The organism is Chryseobacterium formosum (assembly GCF_026460885.1).
In the GTDB taxonomy this organism is placed as follows: domain Bacteria; phylum Bacteroidota; class Bacteroidia; order Flavobacteriales; family Weeksellaceae; genus Chryseobacterium; species Chryseobacterium formosus.
Genome location: NZ_JAOVZW010000018.1, coordinates 1 through 23,959 on the forward strand (window position 1 = coordinate 1; position 23,959 = coordinate 23,959).

21 protein-coding genes and 1 riboswitch are annotated in these 23,959 nt (G+C 35.3%); of the genes, 2 read left to right on the plus strand and 19 right to left on the minus strand.

The window, feature by feature from the left end; translation table 11 throughout:
* Positions 1-49: 49 nt before the first annotated feature.
* The 9 genes from OF897_RS14470 to folE form a co-directional block, all read right to left on the minus strand.
* Positions 50-559 carry a ferritin gene (locus OF897_RS14470; protein WP_267266404.1) on the minus strand — a complete coding sequence of 170 codons (510 nt, stop codon included), beginning with the start codon at positions 557-559 and terminating at the stop codon, positions 50-52.
* 146 nt (positions 560-705) lie between these two features.
* Positions 706-1,161, minus strand: a complete 456-nt coding sequence (locus tag OF897_RS14475; RefSeq protein ID WP_267266405.1) for a hypothetical protein — start codon at positions 1,159-1,161, stop codon at positions 706-708.
* 179 nt (positions 1,162-1,340) lie between these two features.
* Positions 1,341-2,351 (minus strand): hypothetical protein, encoded by a 1,011-nt coding sequence (locus OF897_RS14480; RefSeq protein WP_267266406.1) that lies wholly within the window; start codon positions 2,349-2,351, stop codon positions 1,341-1,343.
* Positions 2,352-2,490: 139 nt separating this feature from the next.
* Entirely contained in the window at positions 2,491-5,139 is a 2,649-nt protein-coding gene (locus OF897_RS14485) for a 4-alpha-glucanotransferase (protein ID WP_267266407.1), read from the minus strand.
* A gap of 126 nt (positions 5,140-5,265) precedes the next feature.
* The gene (locus OF897_RS14490) at positions 5,266-6,429 is read right to left on the minus strand and encodes a T9SS type A sorting domain-containing protein (RefSeq protein ID WP_267266408.1); all 1,164 of its coding nucleotides are present in this window, start codon (positions 6,427-6,429) and stop codon (positions 5,266-5,268) included.
* A 166-nt stretch (positions 6,430-6,595) separates the two neighbouring features.
* Positions 6,596-7,912: a T9SS type A sorting domain-containing protein gene (locus OF897_RS14495; protein ID WP_267266409.1), complete on the minus strand. Its 1,317-nt coding sequence runs from the start codon at positions 7,910-7,912 to the stop codon at positions 6,596-6,598.
* Positions 7,913-8,086: 174 nt separating this feature from the next.
* A complete protein-coding gene (gene cysS / locus OF897_RS14500; RefSeq protein WP_267266410.1) occupies positions 8,087-9,553 on the minus strand; it encodes a cysteine--tRNA ligase in 1,467 nt (488 codons plus the stop codon).
* 120 nt (positions 9,554-9,673) lie between these two features.
* Positions 9,674-9,931: a hypothetical protein gene (locus tag OF897_RS14505; RefSeq protein ID WP_267266411.1), complete on the minus strand. Its 258-nt coding sequence runs from the start codon at positions 9,929-9,931 to the stop codon at positions 9,674-9,676.
* 170 nt (positions 9,932-10,101) lie between these two features.
* Complete coding sequence (folE, locus tag OF897_RS14510; RefSeq protein WP_262149433.1) at positions 10,102-10,770, minus strand: GTP cyclohydrolase I FolE; 669 nt, start codon at positions 10,768-10,770, stop codon at positions 10,102-10,104.
* Positions 10,771-10,868: 98 nt separating this feature from the next.
* On the opposite strand from folE, the gene OF897_RS14515 reads away from it, so the two are divergent.
* Together OF897_RS14515 and OF897_RS14520 are read left to right on the plus strand one after the other, a co-directional pair.
* Positions 10,869-12,023, plus strand: coding sequence for a hypothetical protein (locus tag OF897_RS14515; protein ID WP_267266412.1), 1,155 nt, complete (start codon positions 10,869-10,871; stop codon positions 12,021-12,023).
* 20 nt (positions 12,024-12,043) lie between these two features.
* On the plus strand, positions 12,044-12,535 hold the full coding sequence (locus tag OF897_RS14520) for a hypothetical protein (protein ID WP_267266413.1): 492 nt from the start codon (positions 12,044-12,046) through the stop codon (positions 12,533-12,535).
* Between the two features lie 48 nt (positions 12,536-12,583).
* Here OF897_RS14520 and metF read toward each other — a convergent pair whose 3' ends face one another.
* The 10 genes from metF to OF897_RS14570 form a co-directional block, all read right to left on the minus strand.
* Positions 12,584-13,540: a methylenetetrahydrofolate reductase [NAD(P)H] gene (metF, locus tag OF897_RS14525; RefSeq protein WP_262149436.1), complete on the minus strand. Its 957-nt coding sequence runs from the start codon at positions 13,538-13,540 to the stop codon at positions 12,584-12,586.
* 31 nt (positions 13,541-13,571) lie between these two features.
* Entirely contained in the window at positions 13,572-14,006 is a 435-nt protein-coding gene (locus OF897_RS14530; RefSeq protein WP_267266414.1) for a hypothetical protein, read from the minus strand.
* A 31-nt stretch (positions 14,007-14,037) separates the two neighbouring features.
* Positions 14,038-16,704 (minus strand): methionine synthase, encoded by a 2,667-nt coding sequence (metH, locus tag OF897_RS14535; protein ID WP_267266415.1) that lies wholly within the window; start codon positions 16,702-16,704, stop codon positions 14,038-14,040.
* A gap of 225 nt (positions 16,705-16,929) precedes the next feature.
* Entirely contained in the window at positions 16,930-18,021 is a 1,092-nt protein-coding gene (locus OF897_RS14540) for a fatty acid desaturase family protein (RefSeq protein WP_267266416.1), read from the minus strand.
* Positions 18,022-18,084: 63 nt separating this feature from the next.
* The gene (locus tag OF897_RS14545) at positions 18,085-19,095 is read right to left on the minus strand and encodes a homocysteine S-methyltransferase family protein (RefSeq protein ID WP_267266417.1); all 1,011 of its coding nucleotides are present in this window, start codon (positions 19,093-19,095) and stop codon (positions 18,085-18,087) included.
* A gap of 49 nt (positions 19,096-19,144) precedes the next feature.
* Complete coding sequence (locus OF897_RS14550; RefSeq protein WP_267266418.1) at positions 19,145-19,273, minus strand: hypothetical protein; 129 nt, start codon at positions 19,271-19,273, stop codon at positions 19,145-19,147.
* Positions 19,251-19,703 (minus strand): IS200/IS605 family transposase, encoded by a 453-nt coding sequence (gene tnpA, locus OF897_RS14555; RefSeq protein WP_267266419.1) that lies wholly within the window; start codon positions 19,701-19,703, stop codon positions 19,251-19,253. The genes OF897_RS14550 and tnpA overlap by 23 nt, the downstream gene beginning before the upstream one ends.
* 241 nt (positions 19,704-19,944) lie before the next feature.
* Positions 19,945-21,111: an O-succinylhomoserine sulfhydrylase gene (locus OF897_RS14560; RefSeq protein ID WP_267266420.1), complete on the minus strand. Its 1,167-nt coding sequence runs from the start codon at positions 21,109-21,111 to the stop codon at positions 19,945-19,947.
* 101 nt (positions 21,112-21,212) lie between these two features.
* Positions 21,213-22,757, minus strand: a complete 1,545-nt coding sequence (locus tag OF897_RS14565; protein WP_267266421.1) for an ACT domain-containing protein — start codon at positions 22,755-22,757, stop codon at positions 21,213-21,215.
* Positions 22,758-22,759: 2 nt separating this feature from the next.
* Positions 22,760-23,698: an alpha/beta fold hydrolase gene (locus tag OF897_RS14570; protein WP_267266422.1), complete on the minus strand. Its 939-nt coding sequence runs from the start codon at positions 23,696-23,698 to the stop codon at positions 22,760-22,762.
* Between the two features lie 60 nt (positions 23,699-23,758).
* Positions 23,759-23,871: riboswitch (SAM riboswitch) on the minus strand.
* Positions 23,872-23,959 lie beyond the last annotated feature (88 nt).

The following is a 23,959-nucleotide window of genomic DNA, read 5'->3' on the forward strand; positions in this document are numbered from 1 at the left end:
GGCGGCACCTTTGGTGCCGCCGAAACTTTATCATATTAATTAAAATAACTTACGCTGTTGCATCTGCTACAAAAACTCTTTTCGCCAGTTCCTGATCAAAAAGATATAATGCAGAAGGATTATCGCAAACCATTTTAATTTTTGTCACATATTGAGAAGCACTTGCCTCTTCTTCCACTTGCTCATTGATAAACCACTGCAAGAAGGAAGTCGTTGCAAAATCACCTTCGTCATTTGCATTTTTCACGATGTTGAAGATGCTTTTTGTTACTTTCTTTTCGTGTTCCAAAGCTTTTTCGAAAATATCTACTGCGCTCTCAAATACATGAGGCGGCTGCGCAATTTCTCCAATAACAATTTGACCTCCTACATCATTTAAGTAATCAAACATTTTATCGGCATGCATCAATTCTTCTTTGCTCTGAACTCTGAAGTAATTGGCAATTCCGTCTAAATCTTTTGCCGAAAACCAAGCCGACATAGAAAGATAATATTGAGCCGCATATTGCTCGTGTGCGATTTGTTCGTTTATTAACTGTGCAATTTTTTCACTTACCATAATAAAAAATTTATACTCAAATTTACGGATTATAAGGCGAATTGGAAAGTTTTCACAAAATTTAGATTTAGATTGAATATAAAAAAGGACAGAATTGCTTCTGTCCTCTAACATTAAAAATCAAAATTATAAACTTCTACATCAGCTTAGATTGAAGCTCCAGACTGAGGTTTCGCCATCATTTTTCTTTCACCTTTAAAACCTCTTTCTTTCATCGCAGCTTTTCTCTCTTCCATTTTTGCTTTTCTTGAAGCCTGCCATTTATCATATTGTTCTGGAGACAAAATGCTTTTCATTTCGGCATCCATTTGTTGTCTTTTAGCTTTCATCTTCTCCATTCTTGCCTGTCTTTCACCTTTGTTTTTTTCAAAGTTAGCTTTCATTTCAGCTTTTCGTTTTTCGTGCAGACCTTTTATTTTAGCAACCTGAGCTTCGTTCAGATTTAAATCTTTTTGCATTTCAGCCATTTTTTCTTCATGCTTCTGCTCCATTTTTTTATGCATTTCCTCTCTGTTGATTTTTTTATCCTGAGGATTTACTTGCTGTGCCATTGCGAAACTTCCTGTTACGATAAACGCTGCGGCTAATACTAATTTTTTCATGTGCTTAAATTAATTAATTGTTTGTTATATCTTTTTGATACTAAATTTCAGAAGAAGTTAAAAACGAAATTCATAAATATTGTTAAATTTTAATATTAAATATTTAAACATTTTTAAAATAAAAAAGAGAGTAGATAAAAAATCTACTCTCAACACCACTCAAATATAATATATGAAAACTAATTACTCACTAAATTCCCTCTAAAGCCAGAGCCTCTTCCTTCACCTCCTCTGCTTTCCTGTCTTGGAGAACTATTTTGTCTCGGGCTAAAACTTTCGTTTCTCGGTTGAGATCTGAATCCACCATTTCCGTTATTTCGAGGCGAACTGCTTTCTGATCTTGGAGAAACCGTTCTTGGAGTTTCTGATCTGAAGCCGCCATTACCATTATTTCTCGGAGAACTGCTCTCAACTCTTGGACTTTCAGATCTGAAACCACCGTTTCCTGAATTTCCTCTCACTCCATTGTTTCCGTTGTTATTTCTTACACCATTATCAGAATTTCTGAATCCACCATTACTTCCTCCTCTTACGCCACTTTCATTTCTTGCTCCTCCAGAATTATTATTTCTGAATCCTGAATTTCTCACCATATTTAAAGTTGGGTTATCATTTCCACGGAAACCGCTTCTTTCAACTTTATAGACATTGATGTTTACATTTCTATATCTCGGAGTTACTCTAAATCTAGGAACATAATGCGTTCTTCTATAATTTTGGAAATATACAACCGGGCTCGCTCCGTGATAATAATTATTCTGGAAAACCACAAAAACTCTTGGGCCTAAAATTCTTTCCATTGCATAAAATCTGTCGTAATACCATCTGTCTGGATTGTAACGGTAGAAATTATTCCAAGTTGCAAAGTTTGAGTATAAATTATTCAGATACAAAATCTGATCAATTTGCCAACGGTTTAATCTGTTCTGAGCAAAGAAACCGTTCCAGTTGATATTTATAATACTTTGTCTGTAATCGTTATAATAACTTTGGTAATAATCCTGAGGATAATAATCTTGAGGATAATTGTAGTAATAGTCATCCGGAAAATAATTCCTGTCATCTTCATCACTATAATATCCGTCGTTATTTCCGTAATAGCCGTCATTATAGCCACCGTTATTTGGATATTGCTGAGCAAAAGTTAAAGTTGCTAATCCAAGTGCAAATCCTATAAATATTTTTTTCATTTTTTTAATCATTAATTGGTTAAATAAGAATTCTCATTCTTGTCTTTTTGATATGAATAAAAAAAAGAAGTTAAATCCTCAGATAAAACTTCTTCTTAAAATATTTTTAAACAATTGATTTTCAATTAAATAATTTTCATCAATTTCGACCACTGTCATTAATCCAAGTTGAAATTTTCTGGTTAAATTCTGAATTTTTCATTAAATTTTCTAAATTTAAGTGCATTCTGTATCGCCAATAGTGCGGAAACTCTGCAGGATTGTTAATTCGTTCATTATCTATTTCAAGATTAACCAAATTTTCGTTAAGAGCAAAGAATTCCTGAATCGGGAAAATCGCCAACATAGCATCGTTGTAAAGATGTTGCTTCATAATAATTTCCGCTAAATATGGACTCAAATCTTCCGGAGCTTTTCCTTGTTGATTTAATTGTTGATTAAAATAAGTCTGCGTTAATTGAGGATTTTCTTTCCACCATTGTCGAAGCGTCGAGCTGTCGTGAGAAGAACCCGTAACCACATTCAAATACTCTGCCTTTTTAGGATTGTAAAACTGAATATTTCCTGAAGGCATTCGCTGAACTTTCAAAGCAATGATTGCCAATTCATCCATCACTTCGGGAACACAATCGGGAACTAAACCTAAATCTTCACCGCAAATCAGCATATCTGTAGCATTCAAAATCACAGGAAGTTTCTCCATTGCATTTTCTTTCCATAAATAATCTTGTCTTTTGAAGAAATAATCCTGATAAAGCTCGTAAATCGACCTTTTCTCCCAGTCAGAAAGATATTGGTAAGATTCAGTTTTAAAAACATTGAATCTTGGATGGTACACGGTATCACCATTTTTTTCTTCCGTTAAAAACAAAACATTGGCGCATAGTGAAATTAATTTCTCAGCTAAATCATCATTTGATTCTTTGAAATAATCTGAAATTTTTCTCTGCGTATTAAATTCTTCTTTAAAATGATATTTTCCGTCTGAATTTTTATTAATAAATTCTAATGCTTTGAAACTTTCTTCCCCAAAATATTTCCACAAAATCTCATCATTGATGAAAGGTGTACAATATCTTTCAAAATCAAAAGGAATATGTCTCGCTCTAAATTCATCCAAAACTACCGGAACTGCAGGGTAAAAATAACCCAAAATTCCCTGAGTTGCAGAAATAGGCATTCTCCAGATTCTGAAAAAACCAAGAATATGATCAATTCTCATTGCATCAAAATATTTCTCCAATGCTTTGAATCGGTTTTTCCACCATTTATAATTGTCATTCTTCATTGCTTCCCAATTATACGTCGGGAATTCCCAGTTTTGTCCGATTTCCGTAAACTGATCTGGTGGAGCTCCTGCCTGAAAATCCATCCCGAATAATTCAGGTTCCGTCCAAGCTTCTACAGAATATCTATAAATTCCGATTGGTAAATCTCCTTTCAAAGAAATTCCTAAACCATGAATATATTCTACCGCATCTTTTAGTTGCTTATTAAGTTGAAATTGCACCCAAGCATGGAGCATTGACGCATCATAATCTTTATTTTTAGCCGAGAAAAACGGAGTAATTTTTCCTGCAATGTATTTTTTATGGGTTTTCCAATTGTTGAAATTCGGAGTTTTATATTTATCTCTTAAAACACAAAAAGCTGAATAAGGTAGAAGCCATTCTTCGTTGTCTTTTAAGAATTTTTTGAAACTTCTGTCTTTGTAAATTTTCTCTTTTTCTACATTGAAAACAGCTTTCAGATATTTCCATTTTGAAGAAATTACCTTTTCATAATCAACTAATTCCAACGAATTTAATTCATTTTTCTCAGCTTGATATTCTTGAACTAAATCCTTCGGTAATTTAAAATCAAGATTTTCTATAGAGATATATTGTGGATGTAAAGCGTAAACAGAAACCGCTGCATAAGGATAAGAATCTGTCCAAGAATAATTTGCAGTTGTGTCATTTATTGGTAAAATCTGAATAATTCCCAACGAAGTTTGATTTGCCCAATCTGCCAGTTTTTTTAAATCTGAAAATTCACCTACGCCAAAACCATTTTCGGTTCGTAAAGAGAAAACAGGAACTGCAACTCCTGCATCGTGATACATTTGATAAGATTTAAATCTAAAATAATGATCTGAAACAATCTGCAAGACATCATTTTGTGGATTGGGATGAGTTGATCTGTTTTCACCACTTTCAACATCAATTATTTTCTGCTGTTTTTTATCAAAAATTGCATATTTGTATTGAATCAATTGAATTTCGGCAATTTCAACCGAAGCTTCCCAAATTCCGAAATCTGTCTGAGACAAATGAATTGAATTTTCATAGCTCCAATTTCCTAAAGAGGTAACATTTCCAATTAAGATAATTTCCCAATCCGGATTATAAACTGGTGCTTCAATTCTGAATAAATGAGTGTGCTTTTTTAGAACTAAAGTTTTTCGTGGACTGAAATGATTAAGCTTATTTTTAAGAATTTTATTATTTAAATAATTTTCAGGAAAGTTTTTACTGTTCCATTCATCAAAAATTAAAAACTCTTTATAGTTGTGAGGAAAATTTAAATGATGCTGAACAAATTCTTCATGCAAGACATTTCCTTTTTCGTCTTTAAGCTGATATTGATAAGCAATTGATTTTGAAAAAAAATCTACTTCACATTTCCATAAGCCATTTTCGGCATGAAACATCATGTGATTTCGAATGGCAGAATCTTTTTCCTCAATGATCAATTCTAGTTTTTCGCCCGGCTTCGCATGATATTCTATATTAAAATATAATTTCATCTATGTATATTTTTCTTAAAAATACGTTTAAAAATTGAAAAACAAGTTGTTGCAACATCAAATATTCATTAAAAAACCTCTTCTCAAAACTGAGAAAAGGTCTTTAAATATTATAAAAAAGTAAATTTATTTGGTAACCAAAATTTTCTTAGAAAGTAAAATCTTACCAGATTCTTCTGCAATATTTACGATATAAGCTCCTGTCACAAGATTTCTAAGCTGAATCTGCTGATTAAGATTTCCGTCTTTAACCGATAAATTAGTTGTCATTACAGATTTCCCGGAAGCATCGAAAATATTCACTTTAATATTTCCTTTTACAGCTTTATCGTTCACATTTACAGTGATGTTTTGCTCGTCAACTCTTGTAGGATAAACATCAATATTCGCCAATGCAGCTACAGCCGCAACTCTTTCATTTGCAAAATACTTACTTGCCAAATCGTAGATGTGAAGATTTTGTTCTCCCGGAAGCTGTTTAGCTTCTAAATTTTCAAGATTTAATTCATATAAAGCAGCTCCTTTTGCACTTGCAACTACTACTTTTCCTTTTGAATTTACAGCCGCTCCGTTTACGGAATACGTTTCAGGCAAACCAGTGATTTTTCCGACAAATTTTGCGTTTAATTCTTTTGTTGAAACTTTAAACACATTTCCTGAAGTTGAAAAAACGAAGAAATTATTGTCTGCATCGGCAATCATATCGCCTCCAAAACCGCTTGACATTTCGGTAAACGAATTTTTACCATTTGAAGGATCATCTTTAATCGTTCCAAGATCGTTTACAGCATATTGATTATTTTTCTTGGTGATTTGTAGGAATTGCGTTCCTGCATTGTTAATTGCATAAATATTTCCGTCGTAACCGGTTGTCATTCTCGTAATATGCGAATTGATATCACAAGATGTAACTCTCGCAACTGAATTTTCAACTAAAGTAATTTCTTTTGTTTTTTGATTTAAAACATAAATATTAGAAGAAAACATCGGCATATACACCAAATTATTTCCAGAGGAATCTAATGCTAAAGCCGCTAAAGTCATCGACTGAGCATGATTATAAGTGTTTTTATCTTCGGTAACCGCAGTTTTTCTTTCCTGAGAAATAACTTTTGCTTCCGAAGAAACGCCGAAAATACTTTGCCCAGAAGTTCCATCCGAATTCATTGCACGGAAGTCACTAAACTCAATTCTTGGAGAATCTTTTCCTGTCAATGCAAAAAAATCTTGTTGTGCGTTGATTGTATTTCCAAGTAATAATAAGATAATAGGGAATAAATGTTTTTTCATATATCGATTTTTATTTGTAATGTTTTTGTTCTTACTAAGTTAAATAATTTTATTGAATAAGAAAATAAAAAAACTCTCAAAACTTAAAGTAATGAGAGTTTTGATTTTTAAATAAACTTAGAATTATATTTTATCGTTTCGCAGTATTTAACGTCAAAGAAAATATTTATTCTTTAATGAATTTTCTATAGTGATAAATTCCCTGATGCAACACAGAAACCTGATAGACACCTTTGCTAAGCCAAGAGACATTTATTTTATTATCGTTACTTTTTCCTTGCCAAATTAATCTTCCTGAAAAATCCCAAATTGAGAAAGAATCTAACAATATTTTAGATTTAATATTTAAAAAATCACCTGTAGGAATAGGATAAATACCAAAAATATCAGATTCACTTCCTGATCCTATCTGAGGACTTCCCGGAACGCCTGGAACACCGGGAGTTCCCGGATTTTGGGGACCTTGCGGATCAATCGGTCTTCCATTTAATTTCACAATTCTCCAATAATCACTATCTCCACCCAAACCGTCCCAACCGAAAGCAAAAGTCATATCGATTCCTTTAGACTTTATAAACATTCTGCCTATATTATTAATAAGAACCCATGTAAGACCGCCATCAGTGCTATACTTTGACCCTCTTGAAGTTCCTGGGTTGAAGCTTCCCGAAACAGCAATTAAAATATCGGTATTAGGTATTTTCTCTAAATAAGTTTGCCGACCAAATCCGGGATCACCAACGTATTGTTCCGTTAAGAAACCATCTGTAGTTTTATACAATTTTCCTGTATTATAATCAGTAAAATAGGCACTATTAGAATCAATCATTGCAAAATGCCCTAAGCTTTTAGCACCAAATTCATAATGAGAAGAATCGTAAGGCGATTGTGTTACCGACCATGTTGTACCTTGATTATTCGTTTTTATCATTTCACCATCGCTAGAGCCAAACCAAAAGGAATTTCCCAAATCATCTTTTATATATCTAGGAATTTGATTAGGCCGTGAATTTGTCAATAAACTACCACCTTTCGCAATCCATGTAACTCCACCATCTATAGTTTTAAATATTTCTATTTTTTTAGAACCATTACTACTATTATCTGGATAACAAACAGCAATTCCGACATTTGCATCCCAAAAATGAATATATGATAATAATGTAGAAAAATCTTTTACAGCATTCCAAGTAGCACCTCCATTTACGGTTTTGTACAAACGTCCTCTTCCGATATTATTCTGATAAGATGCCGCTAAAAAAGCGACATTTTCCGAAACTGCAAAAAAATCTGTAACCCGAAAATTGTAATCATTATATTGAAATACAGTAGGTATTGCATTCCATGTATTTCCGCCATCTGTACTTTTTGAGTAAGCTACCCTTCCCATATCATTCCAAGAATTTGCCCAAATCACTTGGTCATTAACAATACTGTAATTAATAGAAATATTATTTACACCTGAAGGATATACCGTGTTCATTTTCTGCCAACTAAATTGTGAAAACAAGAATAGATATGAAAAGAATAAGAGAATAAAAGAGAGTAGTTTTTTTATCATAGTTAATAGTTTTAATTGATGCTTCTCAAAGTTAATAAAAAAATCCCTTCCAAATGATAAATTTGAAAGGGATGTAAATATTAAATATTTAAAACTTTATGATATTGAGTACGTTGTACCGTCTCTGCCGTCTTTTAGCTCAATTCCTTCTGCTAGAAGTTTATCTCTGATCTGGTCAGAAAGGTCAAAGTTTTTAGATTTTCTTGCTTGATTTCTCAATTCAATTAAAACCTGTAATGTCTGATCTAATTTTTCGTTGTTATTTTCTTCGATATTCTGTAAACCTAAAACATCAAAAACAAACGCATTTAAAGTTGATTTTAAATCTTGCAAATCCTCTGCTGAAATGGTTTCTTTATTTTCTTTTAATTTAAAAATAAAACTAACCACTTCAAAAATATGTGAAATCAAAATCGGTGAATTGAAATCATCTGTCAATGCATCATAACATTTTTGTTTCCAACCTTTCAAATCAAATGACGATGAATCTGAAACCTGAAAATCAAAACTTGAAACAATTTTCAATGCTTCCATTAATCTGCTGAAACCTTTTTCACTTGCCAACATTGCGTCATTAGAAATATCTAAAACACTTCTGTAATGTGCCTGTAAAAAGCAAAAACGAACAATCGCAGGATTAAATGGTTTTTCAAAAAAATCATTCTCTCCAGAAACCAATTGTTTAGGTAAAATATAATTCCCTGTAGACTTGCTCATACGCTGAGAATTCATCGTCAACATGTTGGCGTGCATCCAGTAATTAACAGGTTCTACACCATTGCAAGCTTTCCCTTGTGCTATTTCACATTCGTGATGTGGGAATTTCAAATCCATTCCACCACCGTGAATGTCGAATTTATCGCCAAGATATTTTGTACTCATCGCAGTACATTCAAGATGCCATCCCGGGAAACCTTCCCCCCACGGAGAATTCCAACGCATAATGTGAGCTGGAGATGCTTTTTTCCAAAGTGCAAAATCCTGTGGATTTTTCTTTTCACCTTGTCCGTCAAGATCTCTTGTATTGGCAAAAAGCTCTTCGATATTACGTTTTGAAAGTTCACCGTAATTCAAGCCTCTTTTGTTATATTCTAAAACATCAAAATACACCGAACCTTTGCTTTCGTAAGCAAAACCTTTCTCTATTAATTTTTGAGTCAGTTCAATTTGTTCAACAATGTGACCTGTGGCAGTCGGTTCTATATTTGGTGGAAGTAAATTAAACATATCCAAAACTTTATGAAAATCTACAGTGTACTTTTGTACGATTTCCATTGGTTCTAATTTTTCAAGACGTGTTTGCTTTACAAAACGGTCGTTATTTACGTCTCCGTCGTCGGTAAGGTGGCCTGCATCGGTAATATTTCTTACATATCTTACCTTGTAGCCTAAATGCATCAAACTTCTGTAGATAAAATCGAAGGAAAGAAATGTTCTCACATTCCCCAAATGTACGTTGCTGTAAACTGTCGGTCCACAAACGTACATTCCTACATTTTCGTCTAAAATTGGTTTGAATATTTCTTTTTCCGCTGTAAGCGAGTTGTATATTTTTAGTTGCATTATTTGATTTGAAATTTGAGGTTTGAAATTTAAAATTGATTCACAGAAAATTATCCACAACAGACAATGGTTGTGATGAAAATCTGGTTTAAAACTTTTTTAAATTTTATCATTTCCTGATTATTTTTTCAATTTAAAATCATTATTTTTTTGTACTCCGACTCTTGCATTATCAAAAAAGCCATGCCCAAACTTAGCCGTAATGCTATTGTTCATCTTTGTTTGATAGCAAATTTCACTTTCTTCAAGTTCATTCCGGTCATTAGGCAAGCAAGAAACAGGATATTTTGTTTTAAATATAACTTTAATATTCTTTTGTTTCAAAATATTAACAAAATCAACATTTTTAGATTTATCATCATTCAAATAGATATTCATAAAAAACGTATTTCTGCTTATCGAAATCTGCTTTTGCAATCTGGCGGGCTTCAATACAAGTAGGTATGCTGTTCTTTTCTTTTTGGCAAGAAAAAAATATCACGAAAATCAGAACAAATTTTAGATCACTTCGTATAAATAAAGGTGAGAATCTGTTCATTTTTCAAGTTTTAATAATCCAGTTTCGCATGACTTCCTACATAATGCAGAAACTCTTGTCTCGTAATAGGATTGGTTCTGAAAATCCCGCTTAATTCTGCCGTAATTGTAGAACTTGCGGTGTCTTTTATTCCTCTACAATTCACGCAAAGATGTTTTGCATCGATGATACAGGCTACATTTTGAGTTCCCAACGCATCTTTCAACGCATCTACTATCTGCATCGTTAATCTTTCCTGAACCTGTGGTCTTTTTGCGTAATAATCAACAATTCTGTTGATTTTTGAGAGTCCGATCACGTCGCCGTTTGAAATGTAGGCAACGTGCGCTCTTCCGATGATTGGCAAAAAGTGATGCTCGCAGAATGAGTAAACTGTGATGTCTTTTTCCACCAACATCTGGCGGTATTTGTATTTGTTTGAAAATGTAGAAATTCCTGGTTTGTTTTCCGGAAGAAGTCCGCCAAAAATTTCATTGACATACATTTTTGCAACTCTTTTGGGAGAATCTTTTAATGAATCATCGGTCATATCAAGACCTAAGGTTTCCATGATTTCTCCGAAGAGTTGGGTAATTTTTTCTATTTTTTCCTGTGGCGATTTCTCAAAGGCATCTTCACGAATCGGCGTATGCTCTTTCCCTGTGAAAATATCATCATCGTTATCGGTAAAATCAACCATTTTTATTTATTTTGCAACAAAAATACGGATAAAATTAATTCTATATTTTAATTTAAACCTAAATTGAATTACCTTTCCCATCTAAAGTCTATAAAAATATGGTCACTGCACAAGAAGTACTGAATAACGCACAAAAGAAAGAATTTTTGGAGTTTCCTGCGAGACTTTACAGGAATGACGAAGCGTACATTCGACCATTGGATAAAGATATTGAGTTCGTTTTTGATCCTCAGAAAAACAAGTTTTTTGACAATGGTGTCTGCAAACGTTTTTTATTTTCAAATAAAAATGGCGAAACCGTAGGAAAAGTTGCTGTTTTTAATCATCAGCTGTATCTGCAGGATCAACCAACAGGTGGAATTGGTTTTTTCGACTGCATTAATGATCAGGAAACAGCTAATTTCATTTTTAATTTCTGTAAAAACTGGCTTCAGGAAATCGGAATGGAAGCGATGGATGGCCCGATAAATTTTGGAGAACGGGATAAATTCTGGGGCGTTTTAATCGATGGTTTTACGCCGCCTTTGTACGGAATGAATTATAATTTCCCGTATTACAAGGATCTTTTTGAGAATTATGGTTTTCAGGTTTATTATGATATGTTGTGTTTCAGCAGAAAAGCACACGCTCCGACTTCCAGAATTTTCAATCTGATGCACGCGAAGCATTCAAAAAACGAAAATTTTTCTGCAAAACCTGTGACTAAAGCAAACATGGATCAGTTTGCACAGGATTTTTTTGAACTTTACAACAAAACGTGGGAAAGCCATGGTGGCGGAAAACAGATGAATTTAAAGGAAGTTAAAAAAATGTTTAATCAGATGAAACCAGTAATGAATGAACACATTGCGTGGTTTGCCTACGAAAATAACAAACCGATTGCGATGTGGATTAATATTCCGGATTTGAACCAATGGTTTAAATATCTAAACGGGAAATTCGGATTTTTGGATAAACTGAAATTTTTATACTACAAAGCCACAAAAACCAATACCAAGTTTGTCGGCCTGATCTTCGGAGTGGTTCCTGAATGGCAAAATAAAGGTGTGGAAGGCTATCTGATAGTGGAAGCGGCCAATCATTTCAGGGTTGCCACAGAATTTTTAGATTTTGAAATGCAATGGATTGGTGATTTTAACCCAAAAATGCTGGGACTCGCGAAGCATTTGGAGACTGAGGTGACAAGAAAACTCGCAACTTACAGATATTTATTTGATCCCAGCAAGGAATTTGAAAGACATCCAATGATATAAGTTTAAACCAAAATAAAATTATGGATTCTTTAATTTTTTTCTTTATCGCAATTGTATTTTTCATCCTGTTAATTCCGGTAATTATTCTTTTGATAGCCTATTTTGCGGCGCAAAGCAGAAAAAAGAAACAAAAAATTCTTCTTGACGAGGTTGGAACAACTGAATTTCATGCTTTTGTAAGGTATAATCTTGGGAACGCACAAAACGAGTTTTTTAAACTGAAAGCATTCCAGGGAAGTGGGATTATTTATATTGAAGACCGAAATATAGTTTTCAGGGATACATTAAATCAACATCCGTACACGTTCAATTTAGATGAAGCTTCAATAAAATGGGAAGACATCAATCTTGTAAATGGTCTGTTGAAATGGTTTTCAGTAAGCGATGAAACGAAGAAGTATTACTTTAATATCGACAGTGGAATGTTTATTTTTAATACCAATTCTTCCAAACCCACGACGAAAAGTGTTTTTGACAAACTGATTCAATACCAAACAGAATACAAACAATAAGGCTTCGGAAAATTCCCGAAGCCTTGTCTTTTCACTTTTACTGACTATTTAAAACAGCTCTCCGGCTACTTTTTTAATATTATCACTTTTACCCATCGAGTAAAAATGCAGTACGGGAACGCCAAAATCAAGCAATTCCCTGCATTGGCTGATGGCCCATTCCACGCCGATCTGTTTTACGGCTTCATTGTTTTTTGCACTTTCTACAGCGTTGATTAAGTCTTCAGGCAGATCAATTTTGAAAACCTGAGGCAGTAATTTTAAATGTTTCTTCGTCGCAATCGGTTTAATTCCCGGAATAATTGGAACCGTGATTCCCATTTCACGGGCTTTTGTGACAAATTCGATGTATTTTTTATTGTCAAAAAACATTTGGGTTACAATATAATCTGCTCCTGCATCTACTTTCTGTTTGAGCCATTTCAGATCGTAATTCATTGACGGAGCTTCCATGTGTTTTTCGGGATAACCGGCAACTCCGATGCAGAATTTGTTGTTATCATCGCAAGCCTGATCGTCGTGAAGATATTTTCCTCTTCCTAAATTATTGATTTGATTCACCAAATCCATTGCACTGGCGTGCCCGCCTGGGGTTGCTTCGAAATACTGATGACCTTTCATCGCGTCGCCACGGAGTGCCATGATGTTGTCGATTCCCAAATACATACAGTCAACCAAAAGATATTCTGTTTCTTCTTTGGTAAAACCTCCGCAAAGCAAGTGAGGAACGGTATCTACGCCATATTTGTGTTGAATTGCCGCACAAATCCCCAAAGTTCCGGGACGCATTCTAGTGATTCGGCGTTCCATTAAACCGTTTCCTTTGTCGATATAGATGTATTCTTCTCTGGAAGTGGTGACATCGATGAATGGAGGTTTAAACTCCATCAAAGGATCGATGTTGGTATATAAATCTTCAATTCCAATTCCTTTTTGAGGCGGAACAACCTCCAAAGAAAATAAGGTTTTGCCGTTGGCGTTTTTTATATGGTCTGTGATTTTCATTTATTATAATAGTCGTTTAATTTTTGTATATCTAGTCAGTAATTAATTTGTTTGATTCTCCACAGCGAGCGTAAGAATCGAGAGGAAAAGAAATTTTAAATCTGTATTTTCGGTCATTAAAGGTTTCGAAAAAATCAGTCGATTGCAATACAGCAAGATCAGATTTGATATCAACTGTGTAAATATTGGTTTTAGCAGGTTTAAGCTTTATTGATTTATCTTTAAAATCAAAACAATCAATATCTTTTTTGGCTAAATTTATTTTTTCAAAAGATTTTTTACTTTCATCATACATTTCCAGATCGATCAATCTCAAATTGCACAAATTAATTTTTTTCGGAATTTTGAAAGATTGAGAGTCTGTGCTTACAATAGTTAATTTAAATTTCCCTGTTGCTTTTAAATTTTCTGAATTGATGGCTACCTGATATCTACAGTTCTGCGCAAACGAAAAACTGTAGATCATAAAAATTATAAAAGAAAAAAGTTTTTTCATTTTAAATTCCATCTGCCAAATTAGGGTTCAGCCATTTTCTGGCTTCCTGTAAAGAAATTCCCTTTCTTACAGCATATTCTTTCAACTGGTCTTCTGAAATTTTTCCTAAACCAAAATATTTGGCGTGCGGACTTCCAAAATAATATCCGGAAACGGCTGCTGTCGGGAACATTGCTAAACTTTCAGTCAGATAAACCCCAATTTCTTCTTCCACATTCAAAAGATCCCAAATAGCATGCTTTTCCAAATGGTCAGGACACGCGGGATAGCCCGGAGCAGGACGAATTCCTTTGTATTTTTCGGCAATTAATTCTTCGTTGCTTAAGTTTTCCTGATTGGCGTAACCCCAGTATTCTGTACGCACTTTTTTATGTAAAAATTCGGCGTAAGCTTCTGCAAAACGGTCGGCAATAGCTTTTACCATGATCGCGTTGTAATCGTCGTTGTCTTTTTCATACTGATCAGACAGTTCATCTGTTCCGAAACCTGTGCAAACACAGAAAGCGCCCATGTAATCGGTCTTTCCTGAACTTTTTGGTGCAATAAAGTCGCTTAATGCGATATAATCTTTCCCTTTCGATTTCTGAACCTGCTGTCTTAAAGTCAAAAACTTAACTTTTTCCTGATCATTTTCATCATAAATTAAAATGTCATCGGTTTCGTTTGAATTGGCTTTAAAAATTCCGAAGACCGCTTTGGCAACCAAGAGTTTTTCGTCAACAATTTTCTTTAAAATTTTCTGTCCGTCTGCAAACAATTCTTTTGCCTGCTCGCCAACAACCTCATCATCAAAAATATTCGGATATTTCCCATGGAGATCCCAGCTTCTGAAAAACGGCGACCAGTCGATAAACGGAATCAGTTCTTCCAAATCCTGATTTTCAAAAACCTGAATTCCCAAATTGTTAGGCGTGAAAATTTCTTCGTTTTCCCAATCGATTTTAAATTTATCTTTTCGGGCATCTTCGATGGTAACGTAATTTTTATCAACTTGTCTGTTTAGGAACTTTTCTCTAAAATCTGAATAGTCATTTTTCAGATCGTCAACATATTCTTTATTTCTGTCCCCAAGCAATGAACTTACCACGTTAACCGCTCTGGATGCATCATTCACGTGAACGACTGCATTTTTATATTTTAAATCAATCTTTACAGCTGTGTGAGCTTTAGAAGTTGTCGCACCACCGATCAGCAAAGGGAAATTTAAATTCTGTCTTTCCAGTTCTGATGCGATGTACACCATTTCATCCAAACTTGGCGTGATCAGTCCGCTCAGACCAATAACATCGACGTTGTGATCAATCGCTGCCTGAATAATTTTCTCGGCAGGAACCATCACGCCCAAATCAACAATATCGTAATTGTTACAACCCAAAACGACACTCACAATATTTTTTCCGATATCGTGAACATCGCCTTTTACGGTTGCCATCAAAATTTTTCCGTTAGGTTTCTGAGCGACGTCTTTTTCAGCTTCAATAAATGGCTGCAGATAAGCAACCGCTTTTTTCATCACACGGGCAGATTTCACGACCTGCGGAAGGAACATTTTTCCTGCACCGAAAAGATCACCGACAACACCCATTCCGGTCATCAGATTGACTTCGATCACGTGAAGAGGGCGGTCAGCAAGCAATCTGGCTTCTTCCACATCTTCTTCTATGAATCGGTCAATTCCTTTCACCAGAGAATGTGTAATTCTTTCCTGCAAAGAATGTGTACGCCATTCGAGCTCCTCAACTTTCTCTTTTTTAACAGATTTATTCCGTTCAGAATAATCCAAAAGCCTTTCAGTCGCATCTTCTCTTTTGTCGAGAATAACATCTTCAACGAGCTCGAGAAGTTCTTTATTAATTTCATCATAAACTTCAAGCAATGCAGGATTTACAATTCCCATGTTCATCCCCGCCTGAATCGCGTGGTACAGAAAAACCGAGTGCATCGCTTCACGTACCGTATCATTTCCACGAAACGAGAACGAAACATTGGAAACTCCTCCACTGACTGAAGCATAAGGAAGATTTTGTCTCACCCATCTCGTAGCTTCGATGAAATCGATTGCGTTTCGACGGTGCTCATCCATCCCAGTGGCTACTGGGAAAATATTTAAATCGAAAATAATGTCTTCAGCAGGAAAACGAACAATTTCAGTTAAAATTTTATAACTTCTTTCGCAGATTTCGAGCCTTCTGTCATACGTATCGGCCTGCCCTACTTCATCAAAGGCCATTACAATCACGGCGGCTCCGTATCTTTTAATGGTTTTTGCCTGTTTTATGAATTCTTCTTCACCACCTTTCAAACTGATGGAATTCACCACGCATTTTCCCTGAACAACCTGCAAACCGGCTTCCAGAATTTCCCATTTGGAAGAATCAACCATAATTGGGATTTTGGAAATATCCGGTTCGGAGCCAATCAAATTCAGGAATTTAATCATGGAAGCTTTTCCGTCGATCAAACCGTCGTCAAAATTCACATCAAGAATCTGAGCACCGCCATCCACCTGATCTCTTGCGATCTCTAAGGCTTCAGAAAATTTCTCTTCTTTTATTAATCTTAAAAACTTTTTAGATCCGGCAACGTTGGTTCTTTCGCCCACGTTGATAAAATTTGATTCCGGAGTAATAATCAGAGGTTCCAGCCCTGATAATTTTAAATATTTCATTTTTATTTATGTAACAATTGATCAATTTAACAGTATACCACTGTTTGGAATCGCTAAACTGATTTGTTTTTAATTTAAATTTTTAATCATCATTTTGAATACTAAATACACTAAGTTTTTTAATGCTTATTGTTTTAAGTTTTACGAACCGTTAAACCTGTAAAAGCAAGCTAAGTTCTTTATCTTAAACAGTACTCAATATTCATTTTTTTTATTTTAAACCATTTATTCTTCTAAAATAAAATAAGCGTTATTCGCATTTTGCTTCAGCAAATCGACGTGTTTGCCCAAAGCAGTAAACATTGGAAAGCGTTTGTAACCCAGATTGTTTTCTTTGGCAAACTGTTCAATTTCCTCTGTAATTTCGTTGTAATACATATAGCTGTAGTTTGGGAAAAGATGGTGGGCAACGTGAAAGTTGAAATTTCCCAACACATTTCGCACAAACCAGTTGTTTTCTTTTAAATCATTCGTTACTTCTAGCTGATGACGGATCCAGCTGAACGGGAGTCCGTTTTTTTCATCCAATTTCGGAAAGGCATTGTCTGGCAGCGGATGTAGTGGCAACAGTACAAAAAGCGCAAAAATGCTCGCTGCAATCACCTGTAAAAACCATGCGCCCAAAGCCAACCCCAAAGAAACCTTTAAAAATAAAACCGGTACGGCGATCTGGTAGAAAAAGTAAAATAATTTAAAGCAAATCATCTTAATTTTCTCTGAAACCGGAATCTTGCCCTGCGTTTTTAAAATCACTCTGTCGTTATCAAAAAAATCTCTGAAATCCCTGATAAACATCCAGTTGAACAGATATAAAGGATACACCAGAAAGAAAAAGAAGTGTTGATATTTCTGAACTCCTTTAGCCTTGATCCATGGCACGATGAGTAAAAGACCGCTCTGCTCGATGTCGGTATCCCAGCCGTCAACATTCGGATAGGCGTGGTGCGCTGTGATATGTCTTTTTTTCCAGATGTAGGAATTGGCTCCCACAAAATCGAAAATCTGCAGTACAAAACTGTTGAGTTTTTTACTCTTAAAAATATTGTTGTGAGCAGCCTCGTGAATCAGATTTAAATAAATTAAAACCAGAGAAATTCCCATCAGAACAAAACTGGAAATGTAAACCCAAGGTCTGTCTGCATTGAAAAGTGCAAACACATACAAACCAAAATAGACCAAAGGCAAAATAATGGCTTTGATCCGGATGTAAACATCTCTGTTTTTGGGAAGTGTTTCTACGCGCTCGTTCACTCTTTTTCTCAGTTCATTAAACAATTTTGTATCGTCGGAATTTTTAAGGTAAAGTGGCTTGTCCATAAGATTGTTGATTTGATTTAAAAAAAGTTTTCACACTCGTTCTAAATTTTCAACAATCAAAAATCATACAAAATCCTTTACTTTTCTCGGTTCGTATTTATCTACAAGTTCGGCAATAGCTTTGATGTGTTCAGGCGTTGTACCACAGCATCCGCCGATGATATTGATCAATCCTTTTTCCACATATTCTCTGATCTGAGCAGCCATCTGATCCGGCGATTCATCGTACTGACCGAACGCATTCGGAAGACCCGCATTGGGATAAGCCGAAACGTGGAATTCTGAATTGTGCGCCAGTGTTTCCAGATAAGGCGTCAGCTGATTGGCTCCCAAGGCACAGTTGAACCCGACACTCAGTAAATTTAAATGCGAAACTGAAATTAAAAATGCTTCAGCTGTCTGTCCGCTCAATGTTCTTCCTGATGCATCGGTAATCGTTCCTGAAACCATAATTGGAATTTCAATTCCTCTTTCTTCCTGAATTTCGTCAATGGCGAACAACGCCGCTTTTGCATTCAGTGTATCGAAAATAGTTTCTACCAGAAGAATGTCTGAACCGCCGTCCAGCAAAGCCTCCGACTGTTGCTTGTAAGCCAGTCTCAAGTCTTCAAAAGTAATTGCGCGGTAGCCCGGATCATTCACATCCGGACTTAAACTTGCCGTTCTGTTGGTCGGTCCGATGGAGCCTGCAACAAATCTTGGTTTATCAGGATTTTGAGCAGTAAACTCATCACAAACTTTTCTTGCTATTTTAGCTGACTCATAGTTAAGTTCGTACACCAAATCTTCCATGTGGTAATCTGCCATTGCGATGGTCGTTCCGGAAAAGGTATTGGTTTCCAGAATGTCCGCACCGGCTTCCAGATACTTTCTGTGAACTTCCTCAATCGCGTGAGGTTGAGTTAAAGAAAGCAGGTCGTTATTTCCTTTTACAGGATGTTCCCAGTCTTTGAAACGCTCACCACGGTAGTCTTCTTCTTCAAATTTATACCGCTGAAGCATGGTTCCCATCGCTCCGTCGAGAATAAGGATTCTCTCGGAAAGGGCTTTGTATAGTTGTTCTGAATTTTTCATTTTTATTTATTTTTTAGCTCCGGTGGCTTTTCATTAGTAGTAAAATTAATTAGTATTTTTTGATACCGTTTAGCCCTGAAAGGGCTCTGTCATTAGCATTGGGTGAAGCCCAATGATTTACATCTGCGGGTTCATTAAGCCCTGAAAGGGCGACATCAATCCCACACATAATCTTCATTATAATCAATGTTATACTTTTTTAAGAACACCCTGAATTCATCCTGATAACTTTTTGTTTTATGATGTTCTTCCTGATTCTGAATATAGTTTTTGGCCACTTCAATCTCTGTAGGATTTACTAAAAATGCTCCGTAACCACTCTGCCAATAGAAATTTGAAAATTTTTCGTCTTTTGTTTTAATCCATTTTGATGATGAAGATTTTACATCCTCTAATAATTTGACTAACGTTACCTTTTTCGAAAGCAGGCACAAAATATGAACATGATCGCGATACCCACCAACTTGTAGAGGATTACATTCCAAACTTTTGCAGATGCCTCCTAAATAGCTAAACAATTCTTCTTCAATTTCTCTAGAAATAACCGGTTCTCTGTTTTTTGTACTGAAAACGATATGAACATACATTTTACTTAAAGATTGTGGCATAATATTTTACTTAAAAAAATTGATTCCGCCCTTTCAGGGCTACATAAAACCTGACCATTTTCCTGCGGCTGCACCGCAGGCTATTGATTTTGCCCTTTCAGGGCTTGCAACTAACATTCTTCTTAAAATTTTCTAAATAACAAGATGTTATCTCGTCCTTTCAGGGCTACATCCCGTTATTTCATTTGTTCCTTTGGCTTCACGTTGATTTTGTCCTTTCACGGAAAACCTAAACCATAAACTATCCCAATGCCTGCTTCAAATCGGCAATAATATCATCCACATTTTCCAGACCTACCGAGCAACGGACCAATCCCGCAGTTATTCCAACTTCATTTCTCTCTTCGTCAGAAAGTTTGGAATGGGTTGTAGATGCCGGATGAGTGACAATGGTTCTAGTGTCGCCCAAGTTTGCAGACAGTGAGCACATTTTTATTTTATCTAAAAAGTTTCTTCCGCCGTCAATGCCACCTTTGATTTCAAAAGCAACGACGTTTCCGCCCAACTTCATCTGTTTTTTGGCAATTTCATAGCTCGGATGCGATTTTAAAAACGGGTATTTTACCAATTCCACATTTGGATGATTTTCTAAAAACTCTGCTACTTTCAAGGCATTTTCGCAGTGTCTTTCTACACGAATCGCCAAGGTTTCTAAGCTTTTTGAAAGAACCCAAGCATTGAAAGGCGACATTGCAGGACCCGTATTTCGTGCAAAAAGATAAATTTCTCTGATTAAATCTTCTCTTCCAACGGCTACTCCGCCCAAAACACGACCCTGACCGTCAATCAGTTTTGTGGCTGAATGAACCACCAGATCAGCTCCGTATTTTATTGGCTGCTGAAGGTAAGGCGTCGCAAAACAATTGTCTACAATGAAAATGAGATTGTGTTTTTTGGCAATCTGACCAAAATATTCCAAGTCTAAAATTTCTATGGCCGGATTGGTCGGCGTTTCCAGATATAGAATTTTTGTGTTGGGTTTGATGTACTGCTCTACGTTTTCAGAATCTTCGGCTTTGAAATAGGAGGTTTCGATATTCCATTTCGGGAAATATTTTGTGAACAACGTGTGCGTAGATCCGAAAACCGACTGACAGCTCACAATGTGATCTCCAGCATTCAGCAATGTTGCAAAGGTAGAGTAAATTGCGGCCATTCCGGTGGCGAATGCATACCCTGATTCAGCACCTTCCATTTTGACGATCTTATCTGTAAACTCTGTCACATTTGGATTTGAAAACCGGCTGTACAGATTCTTGGATTTCTCCTCAGCAAAACTTGCTCTCATATCTTCCGCATCTTCAAAAACAAAGCTTGAAGTAAGATATAAAGGCGTAGAATGCTCGTCAAACTGAGTTCTTTCGGTTTGGGTTCTTATCGCGAGGGTTTCGAAATTTTCGTTTTCCATAAATTTAATCTAATGTAACAATGTACCAGTTTAACAGTTTACCAATGTTTACAGCATTTTACGATTGGTACATTGGTACATCGTTATATTGGTACATTTATCTATTTTGTTTCACTTAATCTTAAAATATCTCCAAAAACACCGCGGGCAGTTACTTTTGCGCCGGCGCCAGCTCCCATGATGACGATTGGATTTTCACCGTAACTTTCTGTGTAGATTTCGAAAATTGAGTCTGAACCTTTCAATTGTCCTAAAGCGGAAGTTGCGGGAACGGAAATCAATTTCACATCCAGTTCACCTTTTTCTTTCTGTAAATCTCCGTGCAGATCGCCAACGTATCTTAAAACATGATTCGGTTCCTGATTTTTCTTGATTTGATCGTATTCTTCATCCAGTTCTTCCAATCTTGAAAGAAATTCCTGTTTTGAAACTGAAAGCAAAGCTTCAGGAACCAAATTCTGAATGTTGATATCACTAAATTCATTGATTAAATCTAATTCTCTGGCTAAAATCAAAAGTTTTCTCGCCACGTCATTTCCTGATAAATCTTCTCTTGGATCCGGTTCGGTAAAACCTTTTTCTAAAGCTTCATTAACGATGGTTGAAAATTTATCATCTCTCAAAGAAAAATTATTGAAAACATAACTTAGCGTTCCCGAAAATACACCTTTGATTCTCGTAATATTTTCTCCGGAAAGATGTAAAAGTTTTATAGTATCGATCAACGGCAAACCTGCACCTACATTGGTTTCATAAAGATAACGTTTGTTATTTTTGTTCAACGTATATCTTAGTTTACGATATTCTTCAATCGGAAGCGTGTTGAAAATTTTGTTGGAAGAAACCAGATCAAAACCATTTTCTGCCAAAGCCTGATAATTTTTCACGAAGTCAACACTTGCTGTATTATCTACAACAATCAGGTTTTCAAGTTGATTTTCTTTTGAAAAATTAATTAACTCGTCTACGCTTGTAGATTTTTCCGCTGTAAAAACTTCATCACTCCAAGTGCTGTCAAATCCTTTTTTGTTAAAAGCAATTTTGCGCGAATTGGCAACAGCTACAACTTTCAGGTGAATATTTTTTCTTCTTTTAATTTCTTCTGAAGAATGTAAAACCTGCTCTATTAATGTCTTTCCAACATTTCCATGACCAATAATTGCTAAGTGAACTGTTTTTGGTTTCTTAAAAATTTCCGATTCAATGATATTTTTAGTTTTCTCATCCTGAGAAGACGTCACCACAATATTGATTCGCTTTTCGCTTGAATTTTGGTTTAAAAGTAATGGAAAAACGTTGTTTCTCGCCAGCTCAGAAAGTATTTTATTTAAATCATCTGCCACAAAACCAATGACAGAAACATTATTGATGCTGTAAATCTGAGAAACTTTTCCTGATTTTCTTTCGGGAGCAAATTCCTCAATCAGACAGGTTACTGCTTTTTCAGAATCATCTTCGTGTACAAGAATTGACAATCCATTCTCAACGGCCTGCTGAGAAATTACGCCTACACTAATTCGTGCCAAGGTGAGCGCCTTAAAAACCCTGCCGTCAATCCCGATTTCGCCTAGAAAATCTGCTCCTTCAAATTTGATGATTGATCTGTTTTTTAAAAATTTTATTTCGTTTGCATTAATCTTACTCATCTCTACAAAATATTTTTTATGATATAATTTAACTGTTGATATTCCATTAAAAAGGCGTCGTGCCCATGAATTGATTTGATCTCGTGATAGAAAACATCGTCTTTCTCAGCCTTCAGCTTATTAAAACACATTCGGATTTCAGAAGCTGGGAAAAATAAATCAGTATCTACAGAGATCATGTGCATTCGTGCTTTGATTTTACTTAAATCTTTATCGTCTGCATTAATATTCATCAGTAAATGATTCATCAGCTGATAAGCTTTTAAACTAAATCTATCGTTTAAAGAATTTCCGTGATAAACAAGCCAGTCTTCAGATTCTAACTTCTGCTTTTCCTGATTGAATTTATTTTGAAATCTGTCATTTAAAGACTGTGGTGTTCTGTAGCACAACATCGCATGAATTCTGGCTTTTTGAAGTGGCTCATCATTTCCGTTCAGTAAAAATTTCTGAACCAGACATTGAGCGTGCAGCCAGTCATGGGTCTTGGAATCACAGGCGATCGGAATGAATAGCTCAGCCAAATTTGAATTCTTAGCAAGCATTTCCCAACCGATCCCGCCTCCGAGCGAGCCACCTATAATGGCATATAAGTTTTTAATATTTAAAATTTCTAAACCTTTCAGAAATATATTCGCAATATCTGAAGGTGTGAAATCTGAATATTCATCAATAAAAAAATCATCATATCCGTTTCCGGGAATATTGAAACAGAGAACTGTATATTTATTGGTATCAATGACTTGGTTTTCCCCAATCAGTTGTTTCCACCAACCTTTTTCTCCGGAAACATTTGAATTTCCGGTTAAAGCATGATTGACCAAAATAATGGGTGCAGAAAACAAGTCTTTCCCAAAAAGCTGATAGCTTAATGAGATATGATATTCCTTTTGGGAATCGGTTGTGTACAAAAAATTAATATGTTGCAGTTCTGTTTTCAATTTTATATTATTAAAATAAATTTGAAAATGCCATAAGAAATGGCTGAAAAGAACTTCAGTAAGTTATCTGTCCAAAATAAAATTTTATTTGGTAGAACGTAGCACCTTCTTCGCTTGCGCAAAGGGTTGCTAAGGTTTCACAGGGTCTATCCCTCAACCTTTCTTGATAACATTTTCAATATGTAAATGAACGAATGGTGCAAAGATAGAACTTTTCTTTTTAAAAATTAAAAAAAATTAATAAACATCATGAAACTTAAT

Bases quoted from the DNA above. Each gene is read 5' to 3' on its own strand.
- metH (WP_267266415.1), bottom strand. From the start codon at position 16,704: ATGAAATATTTAAAATTATCAGGGCTGGAACCTCTGATTATTACTCCG.
- OF897_RS14545 (WP_267266417.1), bottom strand. From the start codon at position 19,095: ATGAAAAATTCAGAACAACTATACAAAGCCCTTTCCGAGAGAATCCTT.
- metF (WP_262149436.1), bottom strand. From the start codon at position 13,540: ATGAAAATCACAGACCATATAAAAAACGCCAACGGCAAAACCTTATTT.
- OF897_RS14515 (WP_267266412.1), top strand. From the start codon at position 10,869: ATGGTCACTGCACAAGAAGTACTGAATAACGCACAAAAGAAAGAATTT.
- OF897_RS14505 (WP_267266411.1), bottom strand. From the start codon at position 9,931: ATGAATATCTATTTGAATGATGATAAATCTAAAAATGTTGATTTTGTT.
- OF897_RS14480 (WP_267266406.1), bottom strand. From the start codon at position 2,351: ATGAAAAAAATATTTATAGGATTTGCACTTGGATTAGCAACTTTAACT.
- OF897_RS14485 (WP_267266407.1), bottom strand. From the start codon at position 5,139: ATGAAATTATATTTTAATATAGAATATCATGCGAAGCCGGGCGAAAAA.
- OF897_RS14560 (WP_267266420.1), bottom strand. From the start codon at position 21,111: ATGGAAAACGAAAATTTCGAAACCCTCGCGATAAGAACCCAAACCGAA.
- OF897_RS14475 (WP_267266405.1), bottom strand. From the start codon at position 1,161: ATGAAAAAATTAGTATTAGCCGCAGCGTTTATCGTAACAGGAAGTTTC.
- OF897_RS14470 (WP_267266404.1), bottom strand. From the start codon at position 559: ATGGTAAGTGAAAAAATTGCACAGTTAATAAACGAACAAATCGCACAC.
- OF897_RS14565 (WP_267266421.1), bottom strand. From the start codon at position 22,757: ATGAGTAAGATTAATGCAAACGAAATAAAATTTTTAAAAAACAGATCA.
- tnpA (WP_267266419.1), bottom strand. From the start codon at position 19,703: ATGCCACAATCTTTAAGTAAAATGTATGTTCATATCGTTTTCAGTACA.
- OF897_RS14540 (WP_267266416.1), bottom strand. From the start codon at position 18,021: ATGGACAAGCCACTTTACCTTAAAAATTCCGACGATACAAAATTGTTT.
- OF897_RS14490 (WP_267266408.1), bottom strand. From the start codon at position 6,429: ATGAAAAAACATTTATTCCCTATTATCTTATTATTACTTGGAAATACA.
- OF897_RS14550 (WP_267266418.1), bottom strand. From the start codon at position 19,273: ATGAAGATTATGTGTGGGATTGATGTCGCCCTTTCAGGGCTTAATGAA.
- folE (WP_262149433.1), bottom strand. From the start codon at position 10,770: ATGGTTGATTTTACCGATAACGATGATGATATTTTCACAGGGAAAGAG.
- cysS (WP_267266410.1), bottom strand. From the start codon at position 9,553: ATGCAACTAAAAATATACAACTCGCTTACAGCGGAAAAAGAAATATTC.
- OF897_RS14530 (WP_267266414.1), bottom strand. From the start codon at position 14,006: ATGATCTACAGTTTTTCGTTTGCGCAGAACTGTAGATATCAGGTAGCC.
- OF897_RS14520 (WP_267266413.1), top strand. From the start codon at position 12,044: ATGGATTCTTTAATTTTTTTCTTTATCGCAATTGTATTTTTCATCCTG.
- OF897_RS14495 (WP_267266409.1), bottom strand. From the start codon at position 7,912: ATGAACACGGTATATCCTTCAGGTGTAAATAATATTTCTATTAATTAC.